Annotated in this window: 11 protein-coding genes; 4 read left to right on the top strand and 7 right to left on the bottom strand. The window is 52.7% G+C overall.

Annotated features, from left to right (window positions below):
* Positions 1 to 22: 22 nt before the first annotated feature.
* Positions 23 to 517: a bis(5'-nucleosyl)-tetraphosphatase gene (locus RC85_RS10955; RefSeq protein WP_235033328.1), complete on the bottom strand. Its 495-nt coding sequence runs from the start codon at positions 515 to 517 to the stop codon at positions 23 to 25.
* A 25-nt stretch (positions 518 to 542) separates the two neighbouring features.
* On the opposite strand from RC85_RS10955, the gene RC85_RS10950 reads away from it, so the two are divergent.
* From RC85_RS10950 to RC85_RS10930, 4 genes are all read left to right on the top strand, one after another.
* Positions 543 to 1,094, top strand: coding sequence for a cob(I)yrinic acid a,c-diamide adenosyltransferase (locus tag RC85_RS10950; protein WP_068262382.1), 552 nt, complete (start codon positions 543 to 545; stop codon positions 1,092 to 1,094).
* 247 nt (positions 1,095 to 1,341) lie between these two features.
* A complete protein-coding gene (locus RC85_RS10945; RefSeq protein ID WP_068262378.1) occupies positions 1,342 to 1,680 on the top strand; it encodes a P-II family nitrogen regulator in 339 nt (112 codons plus the stop codon).
* Positions 1,681 to 1,911: 231 nt separating this feature from the next.
* A complete protein-coding gene (locus RC85_RS10940) occupies positions 1,912 to 4,560 on the top strand; it encodes a [protein-PII] uridylyltransferase family protein (RefSeq protein ID WP_068262375.1) in 2,649 nt (882 codons plus the stop codon).
* 2,253 nt (positions 4,561 to 6,813) lie between these two features.
* Positions 6,814 to 8,811: a tetratricopeptide repeat protein gene (locus RC85_RS10930; RefSeq protein ID WP_149752827.1), complete on the top strand. Its 1,998-nt coding sequence runs from the start codon at positions 6,814 to 6,816 to the stop codon at positions 8,809 to 8,811.
* 417 nt (positions 8,812 to 9,228) lie between these two features.
* Here the strand turns inward: RC85_RS10930 and RC85_RS10925 are convergent, their stop codons facing one another.
* The 6 genes from RC85_RS10925 to RC85_RS10900 all read right to left on the bottom strand — a co-directional run bounded on the left by RC85_RS10925 (position 9,229) and on the right by RC85_RS10900 (position 18,878).
* On the bottom strand, positions 9,229 to 10,527 hold the full coding sequence (locus RC85_RS10925) for a Gfo/Idh/MocA family protein (RefSeq protein ID WP_068262372.1): 1,299 nt from the start codon (positions 10,525 to 10,527) through the stop codon (positions 9,229 to 9,231).
* Between the two features lie 80 nt (positions 10,528 to 10,607).
* The gene (locus tag RC85_RS10920; protein WP_068262370.1) at positions 10,608 to 11,495 is read right to left on the bottom strand and encodes a sugar phosphate isomerase/epimerase family protein; all 888 of its coding nucleotides are present in this window, start codon (positions 11,493 to 11,495) and stop codon (positions 10,608 to 10,610) included.
* A gap of 89 nt (positions 11,496 to 11,584) precedes the next feature.
* A complete protein-coding gene (locus RC85_RS10915) occupies positions 11,585 to 12,460 on the bottom strand; it encodes an MYG1 family protein (RefSeq protein ID WP_068262368.1) in 876 nt (291 codons plus the stop codon).
* A 102-nt stretch (positions 12,461 to 12,562) separates the two neighbouring features.
* Positions 12,563 to 14,674, bottom strand: a complete 2,112-nt coding sequence (locus tag RC85_RS10910; protein WP_068262367.1) for a DUF5722 domain-containing protein — start codon at positions 14,672 to 14,674, stop codon at positions 12,563 to 12,565.
* Between the two features lie 52 nt (positions 14,675 to 14,726).
* Positions 14,727 to 16,025, bottom strand: a complete 1,299-nt coding sequence (locus RC85_RS10905) for a DUF1501 domain-containing protein (RefSeq protein ID WP_068262366.1) — start codon at positions 16,023 to 16,025, stop codon at positions 14,727 to 14,729.
* A gap of 45 nt (positions 16,026 to 16,070) precedes the next feature.
* On the bottom strand, positions 16,071 to 18,878 hold the full coding sequence (locus RC85_RS10900; RefSeq protein ID WP_068262365.1) for a DUF1549 and DUF1553 domain-containing protein: 2,808 nt from the start codon (positions 18,876 to 18,878) through the stop codon (positions 16,071 to 16,073).
* Positions 18,879 to 19,139 lie beyond the last annotated feature (261 nt).

Below are 19,139 nucleotides of genomic sequence, written 5' to 3'. Positions count from 1 at the left end.
CTGTGTTGCAAATTGACCGGCTTTATTTGTTCCAGTGCATAGCGACGGCCGCCAACAATGGGTCGATCGTTTCGGCTTGAATTTGGTGCGGAGGATCCCAGGGTAACCACTCAAACGAATCATGCTCGGTGACACTGATCTTCATCTTTTTAGGAACCTTGCCTAGAAAGTAACGAACATGCTTGTCGAACACTTGATCGCCATGCCGGCGATAGGTGACTCGGTAGCGAAGATCGAATTGAAAGTCGGGATCCCAGGTGACTTTTTCGCGAGAGATTCCTGTTTCCTCTTCCATTTCTCGGATAGCGGTTTCAAGAAAGGATTCGTCGCCGTCGCAGTGTCCCTTTGGAAGATCCCAGCGGTTGGAATGCCGCATCAGCAGGAAAAATTTTCCCAAATCGTTTATGTTGACGTTGCAATACAACAAGACGCCCGCGGCACGGACAACTTGCAGAGGCTTTGTCGGTTTCTTCGGCTTTTCAGACGACTCGGGCATCAAATCCACTTTTTTTAACACGCACGATCGGGTCAACTTTTAAGTGATGAAAATCTATACACGTACTGGGGATACTGGTAGCACAGGATTGTTTGGGGGACCGCGAGTGTCCAAAGATGATGACCGAATCGAGTCCTATGGGACTGTTGATGAATTGAACGCGGCAATCGGAATGGCTCGGTCGGCGGGATTATCTGAAGCCATCGATGGTCAGCTCGACACGATCCAACATGCTCTGTTTTCAATCGGAGCCGAATTGGCGACGCCTGATCCTGACGCCAAACAGATGCGAATCATTTCTCAATCGCACATCGAACAGTTGGAAATTTGGATTGATCAGCATGAAAAGACGGTGCCCGAGTTGAAGCATTTCATTTTGCCCGCCGGACACCCCGGATGCACGGCTCTGCATCTTGCTCGATCGATCTGCCGGCGTGCCGAGCGGCGAGTGGTGACGCTGGTTCGCCATCACGAGACGCAGGTTTCGGAGGAACTGATCATCTATTTAAACCGGCTCAGCGACCTACTTTTCGTTCTCACTCGGGTCGTCAATCACGAAGCCGGGATTGAGGAGGTCAAATGGGTCAGTCCGGCCTAAGGACGCGGTTTTGTTCGTACACTGGCTCGATCACCGGCTCGATCACCGGCTCGATTGGCCCGAATTGGTCGCGATCGGCCGCGTTTTGAAGCAGTCCGGCACGTGATTTTGGCTGGACAATGTTTGGCTGGACAATGCCCGCTAGCCCGCTGGGCATTGCGTTGGCCCGGTGTACAATGCCGACTAATCATTAGTGGTGCGACAAATCATCGCTTACTGCCACCTGAATCGCCTGAGGTTAGTCACCGTGAAAAAAGTTGAAGCCATCGTCCGCCACTTCAAGTTGGAGGACGTCAAAAATGCACTCACCGACCAGGGCATCCACGGGATGACGGTCAGCGAAGTTCGCGGATTCGGTCGCCAAAAAGGGCACACCGAAATCTATCGCGGAACTGAGTACGCCATCGATTTTGTTCCCAAGGTCAAAATCGAAGTTACCTGCACGGATGAGAATCTTCAAACGGTCATCGACACGGTTTTGCAAACCGCGCAAACCGGTCAAATCGGTGACGGAAAGATTTTTGTAACCAACCTAGAAGATGCGATTCGGATTCGTACCGGCGAACGAGGCGAAGAAGCGCTGTAGTGACGTTGGTCGCAGTTGATCCGTAGTGGACGAGGCTACGAGTCCTCGCTTAGGAACGTGCGACTTTTTATAGTCGCCTTTCGCTCCGCGAAAGCAGCGGATTCGCTACTTTCGCGGAGCGAAAGGCGACACTAATTTCCCGCTCGTTCCTTATCTGAGTTCTCACTCATCTGGGTTCTCACTCATCTGAGTTCTCACTTATCTGAGTCTTCGACTCGCCTTTGAGCCAGCATGCGGCCATTTATCAACCGATGTCGTGAAATGCTGGAGGCGGGCCGCGAAAAGGCCTACGCCCAACACCGGTTGGGCAGCCCAGGGATGCAAGTCTCAACCCTGCTGGCGGATCTCTATGATGATGTTGTCTTGGAAATCTGGCACCAAGCGATCGCCCAGCACGGCGACGACGATCGGCTAAGCGGATTGGCACTGGTCGCTCACGGTGGTTTCGGGCGTCGCGATCTTGCCCCGTATTCTGACGCCGACTTGATGCTGTTATCGACGCGCGGTTCAGCCGACTTGGCGGCCAAAATTGCCGGCAACCTGACGCGTGATTTATCAGACTGTGGAATTGATCCTGGTCTATCGATTCGTTCGCCCGCCGAAGCTTGTTCATTGTCGTGGACTGATGCGGTGGTTTTTTCGTCGTTGACCGAGTCGCGGTTCTTGGCTGGCGGTTTGCAGCTTTACCGCAAGTTTTTTGATTCGTATCGCCTCGGTGCAAAACGACGTAGCAATCGTCTGATCAAAAACATCGTCGAAGCGAGACGCGAAGAACGAAGCAAATGGGGCGAGACAAACTATATGCTCCGCCCCAATGTTAAAAGGTCCAGCGGTGCTTTGCGAGACATTCAATTGATTCGCTGGATCGGGTTCGCTCGGTTTGGCGAGACCGATTTGGAACGCCTGCTGAAACTGGGGGCCCTACCCGAAGAGGACTTTCGGCTGATGCGAAGAGCCTATGGATTCATGTTGCGGGTTCGGCATGAATTGCATTTTCGCAGCGGCAAGAGTCAGGACGTGCTTGATCGCCCAACGCAGATGGACATCGCCAAAGCATGGGGTTACCAGGGCGACGATGGTGTGCTGCCGGTTGAGCAGTTCATGCAGGACTATTTCGATAACACACGTAACGTCCGTTACAGTTCAGCCTACTTTGTTGACGATGCCAGAAGCCGCTCGCTGCCGGCTAGGCTGACGGAGTCGGCGCTATCCAGGAAGATGAGCGACAACATTCGAATGGGCCCAACCAGCATTTGGGTTCGGCAAGACGCACTGAAGGAATTTTCCAACAGCTTACCCGATGTGCTGGGTTTGATGAGTCTTGCCAATCAACACACCCGTCGAATTTCGCACCGAACGTGGCAGGCGATCCGTAATGCGATGCGAGAACGCGAACCGTCGCCGCCGGACGAACGTTCCATCGAATCGTTCCTGTCGTTGTTGAGCCGCCCAGGTCGTCTGGCGGATCTGCTTCGGCGTCTGCATGAACTGCGAATTATTGAACAACTGATTCCTGAATTCGAGCGGATGCGAGGGCTGTTGCAATTCAATGCCTATCACAAGTACACCGTCGACGCGCACAGCTTTCTAGCTGTCGAAGCGGCAACCGATTTGCAGGACGATTTAGAATCAGGCATGGGCCGGCGCTATCGGCGAATCGAGGATAAGCGACTGCTTCATTTGGCCTTGCTGGTGCATGACATCGGCAAGGGCTACGAAGAAGATCACTGCATCGTCGGCGAACGAATTGCTGAAAAGGTCGCCAATCGGTTGAATCTTAGCTCCAGTGATTCCGAAATGCTGCGCTGGTTGGTGCTGAAGCATTTGATCGTCAACGTGGTTGCCTTTCGGCATGACTTGAGCGATCCGCAGATCGTTTTGTCGTTCGCCGCCGAAGTAGGCTCCATCAGGCGGTTGGAAATGTTGGTCGTTCACACTTACTGTGATCTTACCGCCGTTGGACCTGGTGTCGCGACGCAGTGGAAATTGAATTTGATCGAAGACCTGTATCGCCGAACGCGACGGTACTTTGATTCGGGCGACTTACCGGGAAGTCCCGACGATCCAGAAATTGACCGAACTCGCAACCGAGTCGATGAGCAACTTATCAAGCATTGCAGCGCAGAACTTTTGCCCCAGGCCAGAGAGTTGCTTTCGGACATGCCATTGTCGTTGCTTAGTCGCTGCGAGGCTGATTCATTGGCAGCCGAAATCATGGCGGTGGGAGCATTTGATTGGGATGACGATCGTCGAACCATTTGCATGGCGGGATACGATAACGCGGTTCAAGCATTGCGTTTTGTTGTCATTCGTCGCGAGGACTATTTGACGATGGGAACCTTTGCTCGCGCAACGGCAGCACTCGCAGCAAACGGTTTCGACATTCAAAGAGCTCAGATTGAAACTGTCGGTGACTTCGCCTGGGATTATTTCTGGGTGGTCGATTCCAAGGTGGGATTGAGCGATCAGGAACCTGAACTCGATGCGAGGACCATCGATGCGGTCAGCAATCGTGTTCGCGACTTGATTGATTCAACTCAGCAACCGATGCCGAAACCGCCAAAGACTTGGAGTCCCAAGGAGTTGTCGGAACCGGATAGCGTGAATGTTTTGCCAAAGAAAGTCGTCTTTGATAACGAGTCGATTGATCGTTACACCATCATCTCGTTTTTTGCCTACAACCGAGTTGGTTTGCTATCTCGGATCGCGCTGGCGATGTCTCAACAGAAATTGAATCTGTCGTTCGCCAAGATTGACACGCACATCGATCAAGTGGCGGACGTTTTCTACGTTAGCGAACAAGATGGATCCAAGCTAATCGATCCAGAGCGTCAAGAAACAGTGCGGCAAGCGATGCTTAGCGTGGTGGATGATGTTTGAACTCGGACGCGATCATGCATTGCTCTCGTTGCGTCGAGTTTAGTGGTTGGCGAAAGCTGTCTAGTTAAGAAGTGTCTGCTGTTCGTTCTCATTAAGCATTTGCATTTCTTCACATCCGAGCTTGTTTTGCTCGAAATCATTTGCAGCCCTTGACGGGCGCGGCAATTCTTTGTTGGTCAACGATCACGATCGCAAGGCGAAACCCGCCACCCAAAACCCAGGCTTGGCCTTCAACCGCCCGCCTCGGATTATCACGGGGATTCACCAAGCGATCACCGACTCACTGGTTGCCGCTTAAACACCAGATGATCAAGTGCAATTCATGCACTTGGTCATCGGTGATTTGGCGAGCTGTTTGGTGGCGATTCAAGAGCACACGTTAAACCAAAAACTTGGTTCCCGAAGCTCCTTGAACCGTATCGAAACACCTTTACAAAAACATGGAACAGTGAGTTTGGCAGCGGGTCTTGATTGATGAACCACACCGTTCCCCTATTCAAGGATGACCTTGCTATGAACCACTTCAATCTTGCCGTCGCTATTGTCCTCACTGTGGCCTTCTCGGTGATCAGTTTCACGGAGTCATGTGCAAACGATTTTCGCTCCCTTCTGTCTGAGCTGAACTTCTCCAAACGAACCACCAATGCACAGCCTCTCGGCATTGCGAATCACCATTCTGCTGCGGCTCTTCGTCCAGTTCCATCGGGTCACCAGGCGTACAGTGCTGGCGCTGCAACCTTGCAGGCACCTATCGTCAACCGTGATCGGGTTGTCAACCGTGATAGGGTCCCAGGTAATTCGTCGATGTCAGCCAGGTCGGCACTTGGGCAGATGACAGCAAGGTCAGGCCAGGTCGCAGCAAGTTCAGTGGGGCACTTGCTCGGCGGGCATCATCACGCTGGTTCCAGTTGTGATGGTGGATCGTGCGACGCTTGCGACGCCATGCCTATGCCCCGAAGGCCGATTCGGTTACCCAAGCTGGGATGCAAATCCTGCTGCGGGCCCGGTTGCGGTGAAATCATCGACGCACCTTGTGGTTGCAGCAGTGGTTGTGGGAGTGGTTGCGGTAAAGGATGTGGGTTGGGGCTAGGAAAGAAACACAAGCACGTCGAGCAAAAGGTTTGCCCGCCACGGACTGCTGTGAATCTGCCCGCGTCAACGCTACGTCAGTACTTCCGCAGCGACCGCTGTAACACCAACGTCTGGGACGGCTACACACGGGAATGCAGTGCTGACCACAAACACGCCAACGGCACCTGTGATTGCGGAACGAAAAAGAAACGCAGTTGTTTGAGCGGTCTTTGTGGCGGAAGCTGTGGCGAGGTTTTGCCTCCACGACAAGCTTGTAACGATTGCGACAGTTGCGATTCCGGCTGCGACAGCGGGTTTTGTCACTAACCCAGGTTCGGCCCTCGCAAGACCAATCAGGTATCATTTTTAAGAAAATGTGGTGCAGTTAGCAAAAGAGTTTCAGCGATTGTCAATCGCTGGCCGATGCTACTAGTACCATGGATTGGGAGGGTGGAACGAACGGTGCCTTCGTTCCGCATTTGATGGGCCATGGTGAGGCAGGGAGGGCTTCACCATGGCCCTTCTTTTATGCGCTAACATAACACGTGTTTTCCCGGCTCGATCGAAGTTGCTTACTCGATTTGGAAGCCAATAAAAACGGTACTCGCTTAGATGGCGACGTGCATGTCCTTGAAGCGGACGACCTCTACGCCATCGCGTCATCACCTGGTTTAGCCAACGTCTGAACCGTTTAACCGCGTGGGCATCGCTTGGCCTGATGGAAATCGTTGCATCGCAGCAAATTGGGCAAACTGCAGTGCTGCGAAGCATTGTGGCAACGGCACATTTCCCTGATCGCCAGTATGTAGGCCGTAGCGAGCATAGCGAGTTACGGCAATTTGCGCAACGCCGTAACTCGCTATGGCTCGCTACGGCCTACTTTCAAGGTTCGTGACAAGTTGACAACGACACATTTTCATCACCCCAGGCATCGCCCCGCGCGTTGTGCCGGCCCGAACGCGCGGGGCGATGCCCACGCGGCTAAACGAACTAGCACGTGTTTTTCGGGAAAAATCTCTTTGCGGCGTTGTGGTTTAGCCGTTCCGCAAACGAGACAATGCACGAGAACTGATTGTCAGCGAAAAGCATCGAAAACGTGGGTGCAAAATTGCTAGTGATTGATAAGTTATGCGTTCGGTTTCATTGGACTTTTTCCGTTCCAAAACAATCAAGGACGTCATCATGGCTCGTGGAAACAAAAATTCGGCAATCGCTCGACGAAGAAAACTGGACCGGCGGCGAAGGACAGGCGGTCAGTCAACGATTGCCACACAGGGCAAGATGCCGCGTGGTGTCAGCCGTCGGGTCGATCGTATTATCGAATTAATTGATGAGCATGATTTTGACGAAGCGATCGAAATCGCAAAACAATTGACGCCAAGCGATCGCGAATTTCCCGAGGTTGCTCAGTGTTTGGTCTCGCTGTATCAACGCATTGATGACTCTGAATCTGCCTGGGTTGAAGCGAGACGTTGGGCCAGAGTTTCGCCGACCGATATGCAAGCCCAATACTTCTACGGAATCCAGTCAGTGATCTGCGAGCGAGCTTGCTTGGCTCTTCTGCAATTCGCCAAACTTCCAGATTCGTATCCTGCGAAGTCGAAAGTAGGCCACCTGCTTGGAAAACTCGAAACCGAAGCCAAACAGCGACTCAGCAAGGTGGCGATGAGCTACCCGGATGATCTGGCAATGTACGCCAAGCATGAAGAGTGCATCGGACTGTTGGGCGACGGAGAATACGATCAATGTCACAAGCTTTGTGAATGCTTAAACGAACAAGTCCCCGAATTTACGTCGCCATGGAACAACCGATCGATGGCATTGTTTTTTCGCGGTCAACTCGATGAAGCGATCGACGTCAGCACCAAAACACTTCAAGCACATCCCGGCAATGCGTTCACGCGATCAATCCTGGCCCGTTGGTTAATGATTCGCGGTGACCACGATCAATCCAATCAAATACTTGACGAACTGATGGCTGATCCGCCCAGCGACACTGATCCGATAACCATGCTTTTTGAAACGCTTGCAATGGTCGGACGTGATGAAGATATCCTGACGTTGCACCAAAACATTGATTGTGATTCGCTGGCGGATTCGACCGCCAAGGCAATGGTGCTGCACTACGTCGCCTACGCATATTGTCGCCAAGGCGACAAACGGCTAGCGAGAAAGCATTGGCGTCAAAGTCTTGCAGCGGTTCCTGGGTATTCCATGGCGAAAGAGAACCTAAACGACTTGGACGAAAAGGTGGGGCACGCGCCGTTTGCTGTGGCAGCGCAACATTGGTTGCCAAAGGCATTGACTAGTGATTTTTCAAGCAAATCGCGGTCAGGAAAAAACATCGAAAAACTGCGAGACTATCTCAAGCCCATCATTCCTGCCTTGTTGGATCGCGGCGACCCGCTTGCTCGCGAAATCGCCATCAAGGCATCGGTACAGTTCGATGATGATGCGTTGATTGAGCCTCTTTTGCAGTTCGCGTTGGGTGAGCGTGGATCAGATAGTTCGCGGTTAGACGCGTTGTGTTATCTCCGTGAATGTGGGCGAATCGACCGTGGACCGCATCGATTTTTTAGCCGCAGGAAATGGGAGGGAGTGTACATCGGCGGTGTGGAAATTCATGAAGAACAAACGATCACCGATGATTCGCCGGAGATACAAGAAATCAATGAACGGGCATGTCAAGCAGCATACGATGGCGATTATGAACTTGCGGTCCAATTGCACGACAAGCTGGTCAACGCGGATCCCGATAACATCCCTAAAAGATTTAACTGGGTGATGGCTCGAACATGGCTGCTTGGGGAAGAGTTTGAAGCCGAAGCAAGGCAATGGCTTGAAAAGCTTCATCAAAAAGATCCCGACTACTTGTTTGCGACGACGGAATTGGCACAGCGTCACGTCGCCGATAAAAATCTGAGTGCAGCAATCGAAATGCTGGCACCACTGATGAAGCGATCGCGACTTCATTTCACCGAAGCACGCTCTCTCTTCACAGTTCAAATCCGACTGGCGATTGCCAAAGAAGACTTTGATTCGGCCGAAGCGACGTTTAAGGTGATGACCCATTCACTCGGCGAGGACGATCCGGTGGTGGAACAGGCAGCTCGTATGATGGAACCCGTTCGTGATCTCCAGCAGATCTACAAGTCGCAGATCTACAAGTCACAGATCTAAAATTCGCAGATCTACAATTCGCAGGGGGCAAGCAAGAAAACGGCAACGGAATTACTATCGTCAATTGCCCGAAATATTACGAGCTGACAATGAGGCTGCGATTTTTCAAGCGATCCCACCCGAGCGCCGTGAAGAGTTTTGGTCCCGGAAAAAACGTGTTAGATCGTTTAGCCGCGTGGGCATCGCCCCGCGCGTTTGGGCCAGCACAACGCGCGGGGCGATGCCCACGCGGTTAAACAATTTAGAAACCCTTCACGGCGTTGGCTTTCGTCCTGCCGGGACGATTCACGAACGTTCTGATCGCGGAGCGATCAACGACTGTTTGCATTTATCTGCACGACCTCTGCTCGGCGAGGCCGGTCGGTTTACTAGCTTGGCGAAACGGAACGGCGCGATTTCTTTGCTACCCGCGAAGCGTCAAACTACTTCCCAGCCTTTGCGGTAGGCCGTTTGGATCAGGCTTTGTGCTTCAGCGTTGGTGCCCGTTTTTAGTCCATCGGCATCCCAGTCGAATCCACCGGCTCGGTAAGCAACGTTGCCCAGTAACACGGTTTCGGACAGCGGTCCCGAATAGTCGAAGTGGCACGTCGCGGCATCGTCTCCTCGGCAGGCTGCGATCCATTCCTGATAGAAGCCGGGCGAGTCCGGGATCGTCGGGCTGGGGGCACGGAAGTCGGCGTATTTTTCTTCGGGGTAGAGTTTCAGCGTATCGAAGCCGCAGGCCAGAATGCCTTCGCTGCCGATGAACACCGTATTCATTCCTTCGCCATCGATTCGGTGCTGGCGAAGCAATTCGTCAGGAGATCCGTGACGCCAATGCAAAACGATCTCTGAGTTTTGGTTTGACTCAGCAAACTGAAAGGTCACATGCATCGAAGTCGGCGTGCGTTGGTCATCGACCGCAGGACCGACTGCGTCCACTCGTGATGGATGTTTTAGCCCCAAAGCCCAATAGGGAATGTCCAGGACGTGGCATCCCCAATTTCCCGTTTCGCCCGTTCCAAAATCCCACCAAAAACGCCAACCGTAAGGACAAAACGATGGATGGTAGGGGCGACTTTTCGCGGGACCAATCCACAGATCGTAATCCAATCCGCTTGGAACCGGTGGACTGTCCAGAGGGATCGAAGGCATCCCGCGATTGCCATTGATCCAACTGTGAACCTCGCTCACCTTGCCGATTGCACCCGCCTGAATGTGTTCAACAACGCGATGCATGTTGGGTATCGCGTGACGCTGAGCGCCGAGCTGGGTTGCGATCCCTTTTTCGCGGGCCAGATTGGTCAGCGTCCGAGTTTCAGCAACCGTGTGTGCCAGGGGTTTTTCAAGGTAAACATGCAATCCCATTTGCATCGCAATCGATGCGGGATGGAAGTGCGAATGATCGGGTGTGCTAATCACGACGGCATCAAGTTGATTGCCCAGCGTGTCAAACATTTTCCGATAGTCAGTAAATCGCCGAGGATTGGGGAACTTCTTCAGCGTCGGGGCCGCTCGATTCTCGTCAACGTCCACCATTGCAATAATGTTTTGGCTCTGCACTCCATTCACATTGGCCACACCTCGACCGCCGACACCAATGCAGGCGATGTTGAGTTTTTCGTTGGGGCTGGGGGCAGCAAACAATCGTGATGGCGAAGCACCGTGGCAGAATACGAGTCCCGCTGCTGTTGCGGTTTGCTTGATCAGACTGCGGCGTGTTGTTCGGTTTGACATGGGTTGATGAAAGCTAATGTGAGGTTTTGAAAATAAAGCAGTACTGGATGTGCTCCGACGCTTGCCGTGGTTATTTCTTTCTACAACCAAAATTTGAGTGTCTGGAAATCGGACTTGATCGCGGCCCAGTGCTGTGGCACCAATTTAGGATTTCGGTGGTCAATGTATTCCTGGTGCAAAGAAATCGGACCGCGGAAATTGGCTTTTTTTAACATGCTGAAAAAGTTCGGATCAACTTCGCCTTGACCCAGCGGGACATTGGTCAGCCCCGACTCGCCCCATGTGAAATCCTTGACGTAGACAACCTGAACGTGGTCGCGAATTAATTGAAAGTTGATCGGCCAGCTCATTCCGGCTTCGACCGCAGCGTGGCGGATATCGTAGGCGACTCCAATGTCGTTGGGATCAATGCCGTCGAGACCTCGATGCAAATCCCAGATCGCAGCTCCAAAGTAATTGCGTCCCGCGTGATTCTGGTAGACGCCGGTAATTCCTAGTTGCTTGTTGAGCGCCGCCAGGTCTTTCATGCGACGATTCCACTGGTCGATCTGCTTGGTGATCGACTTTCCCTCGTCGTATTTAAAATACTGCATGCGATAGTACCGAATGCCGAGACTGGCCGTTGTGCTCAAAACAGATTCAGTGATCGGATCCGAGGCATCGTTGATGTTGGACGTCAGGACGGTCAACTTCAGGTTTTGTTTGCGAAGTGATTCCACCAGTTCCGGAAGCTTGTCAGGAACCGCTTCTGGTTCAATGTGCCCGCCCGGCCGAATGGGAGCTTCGATGCCGCCAAAGCCAACCGCAGCGGTTTGTTGCGCCAGTTCGTCGAAGGTCAACGATTGAAACGGCTTCGTAAAGACGCAGATAGAATTCGATTCAGACTCGGCCGACGCATCGCCTGCAAACGCCGAGCGAGCCAATGCGGTCGCCGCCGTGGTGGCTAGAAATGTTCTTCGAGTCGGCATAGTTCTGGCTCATTACTTTGAATTGAAATCTAGGAGTCGACTTTTTATAGTCGCTAACCAGCATCGAACTCAACAACTTTATTGCCAATTCAAAGACTCGGTTCAACAATCGCAAGTTCCAACAGCTCTTTCAGACGAATGGGATCCGTTGCCGAGACCTTTGCGACAAAGCCGCGTTTGTGAGCGAAATGCACATCGTCCTGTGATTCGATTCGCGAAAAGTCTAGACGTTGATTGTCGTCGTAACGCGATAATCCGTAGCCGTCACTTCGCCGATCGGGATACACCATCGCTTGCACTTCGTTTTCTTTTCCTTCGCTTTCGATGAACGCATAAATACCAAACGCTGGATCATCTGATATCGTGTCACTCTTTTCCAAAAACAAAGCCTGAATTGGTTCGCCATCGGTTTCGATCGTCCAGTACTGACCATGTTGTTTCAGGTAGTCGAGTCGCGTTCGCAGAGTTCGCAAATAGTTGACGATGTCTTCACCGATCATGCCCATGATTTGGTGGATCGGGTTTTCCAGATTCAATTCGGAATGGTTTGCGAATCGGTTCAGCATGGTCATATCGACCGGCGAATTGAGCGCACTCAAAGCTTCACGCGGAATCCCCATCAACTTGGCGGCTTCGTTGGGACCGAGCGTGTCGAGCCATTCCGCCGGACGAAGCCAGGCACAGAACGACAATGCATCTTCGTAGAGTTCTAGGCTCTGCAGTACGAGCGACAATGCACAAAGCGGCGGCGCATCGCGAGGGAATTGGTGATGGTCAAAGTTGTTGAGTTCCGGATCGTGAACGCCGCCGACATCAACGACGCAGATCGACGGATTGGCCAAGTCGTCATCGGTTGGCTCGCGCCGACTGATTGGAACCCCATGCAAATGCGCGAGCACACTGCAAGCAAGGAAATCGTCTTTGTGGGCTCCGCCCGGATGAGTCACGATCAGTTGAACAGTCATGAAGTGGCACTATGGTGATTGGGGAAATAATGTTGGTGGCCCGTGAATTTCGCAAAACTGAAGACGCAAGTCAGCAGTTAGATTCTGGGAAGAACCGGTTACTCACTCGCTGGGGCCAGGAAGGTTTTCCGTGGCTTGTTTTTCATCGGGCGTGGCGATCGCTTGATAGACGTACCAGGATTGTTTCTTTTCGCCGTGAGGGTTTCCCGGGGTTGGTAGCGTTCGCAGGCCCATTTTGAGTCCGCCTTCCTTGGGGTGGTCGATCCAACGATGATAGTGAAATGATTCCACCGTCGGCATCTTTGCGATCTTTCGCATCGCGTAGGCAAGCGAACCTGCTTGATTCGCCTGAGCTTCTGTGTCGTACGAATCGGTGTGGAATCCTTGCTCGCTAAGCAGGATCGGGCGAGGTTGCCTGGCGGCGTTCAACATCAAACGATGAGCCAAAAATTTTTCAAGTACTTCGATATTTTGAATCGTAATGAAAGGCGTATCCAATCCATCGGTCACCTTGGTGTCGTTCCAAGCGGTCGCGGCAAACAGGCTTTGAGGATAAGGGTGATACGCGACGCCCCAATCAAAATCGCCTTCTACGAGCGAGTAGCGCTGAAGCGTGATCAGCACTTCGCGAGGCGACAACCGAGTCCCTTTGCCCACGGCTTCGTCGACCATCCAGCTATGCGTCAGCGATGCGAAGACGCGAGCATGGGGATTGTATTGCCGGGTCGCGTTGTAGATCATCCGCATCGATCGATAGTAGGCCTCCGTGACCAAGGCACGCGGCTGCTTGCCCATGTTGGTCCACTGATGATGGTGATCCACTTCATTCTGAACGATCCAATTGGTGATGCCACCAGGCGGCTTCGATGGGTTGCTGTAGCGGCGTGCAAGTCGATTCAAAACATAAGCATAGGCTTCCGCTGAACGAGCATTGGTCAAGTTGGGCATCGAATAGACGCCGCCGTCGTTGTCTGGATGGATCAACATCGATGCAGCGGATTGCTTGTTGTTGGCAGGAACCAACAGGATGCCAGAAACGATGATCTTGTGTTTTCGTGCAAACATCATCGTCGCATCGAGTGGCCGAAACGCCGCTGGATTGAAATAGACTGGCCCAATGTCGTCTGACGAGTTTTCGCCGTCGAACGATCCAAAACCACTGGGCGATTCGAGAGGAATCACTTCACGTCCCGGTCCTGGCTTATCGACCAAGAAGGCACTCAAAAGAATGTTGACGGTGATCGCCGAGATTCCCAGTTCAGGCAGTTCCTCCATCGGGCTCGCGCGATCGATCCCACCGAGCCCTTTCTGATTGAAGGGCACGGGGCGTTCCTTCACATGGTTTTTGCCTTTGGTTTGAATGGTCGTTGGGAAACGACGCGCCGTAAGAAAACGATCCTGGAATGAAAGCCGCCAACTGCTGTGCAATCGATCGCGTTTACCGTCATAGCGAGGGATGGTTGCGTTCCAAGTTTTAGCCCCAAGCTTCAAGGTTGCATTGACAGGGAATGCGGATGGATCGTCGGTAACGTCGGTCCAAGCAGGACACTCCATGATTTGAATCTCTGATTCGTCAACCTTGGAAGACAGCGTCTTTCCGGCCAGCAGAATCTTGTCGTCAGAAACAACAACGGTTTCGATTCGGTCTCGGTAACGCAGTTTTAGGTATCGGCTGATTTTTGTTGCTCGGCTTTCTCGTTCTTTTTCGATACGCAGAGCTTCCAGTCTTGCTTTTCGATCCGCCGCCGACAGCGGACGCAGTCGAACGGCACGAATCTGCAACCGCACGCCTTCCTGTTTTCCCAAATCAAGACGCATCTTCTCGGGAGGCTTCCGCAACTTCTTGATCACCTCCGGATCGATTTCACTCTGGTAAGTAGTCCAAGTTTCCGACTCTGGAATGGGCGGCAACTGACTGCGTGCTTGCTTTGAAAACGGCGGCCCCAGGTAAACCTCGAAACCACGAACACCATCGGCCGCAAAGACTTCCATTTCCAACACCGAGTCATTGGCCCCGACGCCAACCAAGTCGCCGACCAAGAACGGATCTTTGCCGATCGTCTTAATTTCCAAGACATCGTCCCGCTGTGATATCTCAACATCCTTGCATTTGTCGGGAATCACGCGGAAGTTCTGAGCAGAAGTTTGCGTTTGTGCGAGAAAGGCACAGACGACGCAATAGATTGCTAGGCTGTTAGGTTTAGTGAATTGCATTCTCTTGAACCGATTCGGGATGACGCACTGCGTTTTCGAATCGGGAGTTATATCACGAGAATAGCTGATCGATCACCGTGCCATCGCGTACCAAAGTAATGGGGCGTCCGGTGTTACTGTCGAATTCCAGCGACGGATCGATCCCCAGGTTGTGGTAGAAGCTTGCCGCAACGTCGTCGGGTTTGATCGCATCGTGTCGAGGCCCGGACGCGGTATCGTCACTTTCGCCAATGACCTGGCCGCCACGAACGCCGCCGCCCGCCATCAGCATGAACATGCATCGTGGATAGTGATCGCGACCACCTTCGGCGCTGCGACTGTTGATTTTAGGAGTGCGACCGAATTCACCGGTGACGTAAACGGCGGTCGATTCCAGCAGTCCACGTTGATCTAGTCCAGTCAGCAATCCGCTAAGTCCTTCGTCCAGCTTCGGCAAGTTGTCGGTTTTTAGCTTGGTGAAATTATCTTGATGCGTGTCCCAACCGCCCAATTGCACGCTGACCATTCGCACGCCGGATTCGACCAGACGAAGAGCGAGTAAACAGCTTTGTCCAAAACCGCTCTCGCCAAACTGCGATGCAAAGCTATCCGGTTCTTGGCTGATGTCGAACGCCTTGCGCGCATCCGGTGACGTGATCATCGAATAGGCTTGTTGACCAAAGCGATCCAGGCCATCCAGCAGTTGACTGTTTTGTTCCAGCTTACTGAAACGACGGTCCAGTTTTTCCAGCAACGTTTGGCGACGACGAACTTCTTCAACACCGATACCGCTTGGCAACGAAATGCCGCGAACCGAATACGGTTTCCCAAACGCTGGCGTCGAATTGGTTTCCAGTGCCGCGTAACGAATGCCAAGAAAGCCTGGGCCTTGGCTGCCACGTGGGATCGCGACTTGAGTCGGGATTTCAGGACGGCCTGGTTGTTCCTTGGCCAGCACCGAACCGTAGCTGGGATATTCAAGCGCCGGAATCGGCTTGCTGCCCGTGTTGACGTACTCTTGCCCCAACCGGTGCGCTGCCAACGTGTGGCTGACCCCGCGCAGGATCACAAACTTGTCCATCACTCGCGCCAACTTTGGCAAGTGTTCGGAGACTTGAATTCCGGGAACGTTGGTATTGATCGTTTTGAATGATCCGCGGATATCGTCGGGCGCGTTTGGTTTTGGATCAAACGAATCGAGGTGCGACGGTCCGCCCGGCAATTCAATGAAGATTGCCCGCGTGGCACGACCGGGCGCTACTTGCCCAGCATCGGCCATCTTCAAATAGCCGCTAAGCGATAATCCGCCCAATGATAAAACGCCGGCACGAAGCATGTCGCGGCGATGGATTCCGTCACAAGTACGATGCATGATTTGAAGGAGGTTTAGGTTTAAGTTTAAGTTTTAGTTTTAGTTTTAGTGGCTGATGATGAATTCTTTGGTGTTGACCAAGGCCCACAGCAATGATTCCAGGCCTGCGGCCGGTGTCTTGGATTCTTTGATGTAGGCGATTCCAATCTCGGTTTCTTCCGGCTCGGGAAACCGGCTTAGTGTTCGTAGGTAGGCTTCTTCGATCAGCGAATCAAGCGACGCTGCGATCGCAGCGGTTGATTTGGAAGACTCGTCAGCGTCAATCGGTTTCCAGATTTCTGGGTTCTTGATCAGGTCATCGAGATCGGGGATTTCATATCCATGCGGTTTCATACGACGGACCAGATTTTGATGTCCTTTGTTCAACCCTTTTCTAATCTGCTTTCGTTGTTTTGCATTCCGGCTTTGGTGTTTGAACCGATCCAAACGCTTTAGAAACTGTTGCTGAGCGGCCGCTAGGTTGCGCTGGATTGCTTGCTTTTTCGCGTTGCCATTCCCCGTGGGGCCAGGTACGCCAAGCGTTTTGCACGCTTGGTTCACCCAGCCGTTTTTGTCCGACAAACGCTTGTACATATCGACATCGTTGCGCAAGTAAATTGATTGCAGCAAGCTTGGGTCATCACTGCGATCACAATCACAATTGGATTCTCGTTCGGATTGACCAAAGACTTCCAACGCAAAGTCTTGGCGGTTACGCAGCTTTGCCTTTCCATCGGCGATCGCCATGTCATCCAAGTCGCTGCGAAGTTTTTCAGCGGACGCGTCTGATCCCGTCGCCAGCACGACGCAGTCGTAAACAACCTCGGCTGGCAAGCGACGTGGAATGTGCCTGGAAAAGTTTTTGCGATCGCTGGCGTTGGTCACGTTGGCAGCGGCACTGCGTTGGTAGGTGTCACTGGTGGTGATCGTGCGATGCAACCAATGCAAATCAAAATCATTGGCGACAAATTCGCTTGCCAAGTAATCCAACAGAGGCGCATTGCTTGGCGGATTCGCCAAGTTCATGTCGTCCGATGGATCAACAATGCCGATCCCGAAGTAGTTGCTCCAGACACGGTTGACAATCGCTTTGGCAAAGTACGGATTTTCTGGTGACCGCAACCACTGCATTAAATCGACTCGCGGATCTTTGTCTAATGTTGTTGGTTCTTCTTCGCCCAGGATCGTTCCGCTGGCGACTTTCACATTGCCAGGCTTGCGTCCCTTCTTCTTGGCGATGCGGCGTGCCTTGGCGGCGTTGTTGGCCGCGGCGCTGGTGTTGACCAACAATTCATCAAACGGAACGACTTCTCCCTCTCTCGCAGCCTTGTAGATCGCTCTTCGTAAGTTTCCTTTTTCGACTTTGTTGCCCTTGGTGATCTTAGCGATCATTTCGTTGCGTATTTCTTGGATTGCTTTGCCGCCCTTCGCGTTGGCTTTAATCGGCGTAAAGAGCTTGGCGAATTCATCAAAGTCATTTTTGGACCATCGATCAAACGGGTGCTTGTGACACTGTGCGCATTCGATGCGAACTCCCAAAAACGTGTAGGCAAAACCGATCGCACGTTCTTCCGGTTTCTTGAAATTCCTTCGTGACCAATACAACGGCAATCCGCTGCGCTCGGCAAACAAGTCTTCACCACCGGGCTGGCAAGCTTGCGTCATGTTTTCACAGAACTGTCGATAGTCTTCCCCCTCTTCGCGACTTTCAGCGCTAACGATTCCTTCGACAAGTTCGTCGTAGGGAACGTTGTCGTCGAGTCGTTTTTTGAGCCATGCATACCACAGCTTGGTTGCAACACCGCGAACGGGCAAAACATTGTTAAGCTGTTCATCGCTATTACCCGTCCAGTCCGAAAGACGAGTCGCCCACCAAGCCGCATAGCCGGGCGATTGCAGCAAGCTTTCAATCAGGACTTCTCGTTTGTCGGGCGACGAGTCATCCAAGAACTCACGAACCGCATCCGACGTTGGCAGGATGCCGGTCATGTCCAGCGAAACCCGGCGAATGAATTCACTGTCGGTGCAAGATCGCGAGGGTTCGATGCCGAGTTTTGAAAGCTTGTCCGCAACCAATTGATCAATGGGATGATTCGACGTGGACTGACTAACGTTCAGCGGTTCTTGCCCAGTTGGTAATGATTTGGTTGGCCGGATGACTGGAATCGGAACGACAGCGTTGTCGTAGTAGACGACGACATGCGTATCACCAACTTCACCCGACTGTAAGTTTCCATCTTCATCGATCGCTGCGATTGAATCATCGTTGGAACTGAATCGGCAAAGCTCGGTCACGTCTTCGATGGTGCCGTCTTGCCAATGAGCGACCGCGTTTAGCGAAACAGATTGCTTGTCAGAATCAAAACGGATCTCGGCGGGCGTGACGCTTAGTTTGACCAGCTTGGTCGGTGTTTTTTTCGGGCCGATCGCTCCCTTGCTGATCCATTTTTCCAGCACTCGATATTGCCAGCTATCTCGGTCAAACCGTTTGCCTCCTTCGTGCATGTCCGCATCGGTCGGTTTGCTCAGGATCAAACTCTCCTCGACGTCCTGGACATCGACGCGTCCACTGTCTTCATCCAGTAACGCCAAATGGTCGGCTGAAAAGTCGTAGCCAAAAAGTGACAACTGGAACCCGCCACGCCCCTGGAACGATCCGTGGCATGCCCGACCGTTACACCCGAGTTTTCCAAGCAGCGGTATGACGTGCTTTTGAAAGTGAGGGACTTCGTCGTGGTTGGCGTCCGGCTGTTTGCCAGCGAAACGTTCACTCAGCGGCCGACTAGCCTGGTCCGGTTTAGCTGCCGACGCGGTGACGCTTGCCAGGAAGATGACAAGAAAGCCAATGAGTGGAGTTTGGAATCGGAATTTCATGCAAATTCGATTGTTGGTGGACAAAGAGAACCGCGACAACACCTAGATTTAACCAAAGTTGTGGCGGTTAGTTTCTGACAAAACTCAATTTATGGACAAAATATCCACCTGCTGCATGGCCTGCTTGATCGGAGGTCGTGCAGTTTTTGGAGCCCGAAAAACACAGTGATTGCGACGCACTTCTCCCTTTGGGAGAGGTCGAGCCTAAGCGAGGGAGAGGGTTTACGAGCAACGCTGCCCCCTCCCGGCCGCTGAAACGTC

Origin of the sequence: Rubripirellula obstinata (assembly GCF_001642955.1) — a bacterium.
Classification (GTDB): Bacteria; Planctomycetota; Planctomycetia; order Pirellulales; family Pirellulaceae; genus Rubripirellula; species Rubripirellula obstinata.
This window is presented reverse-complemented; position numbering and strand designations above follow the sequence as displayed.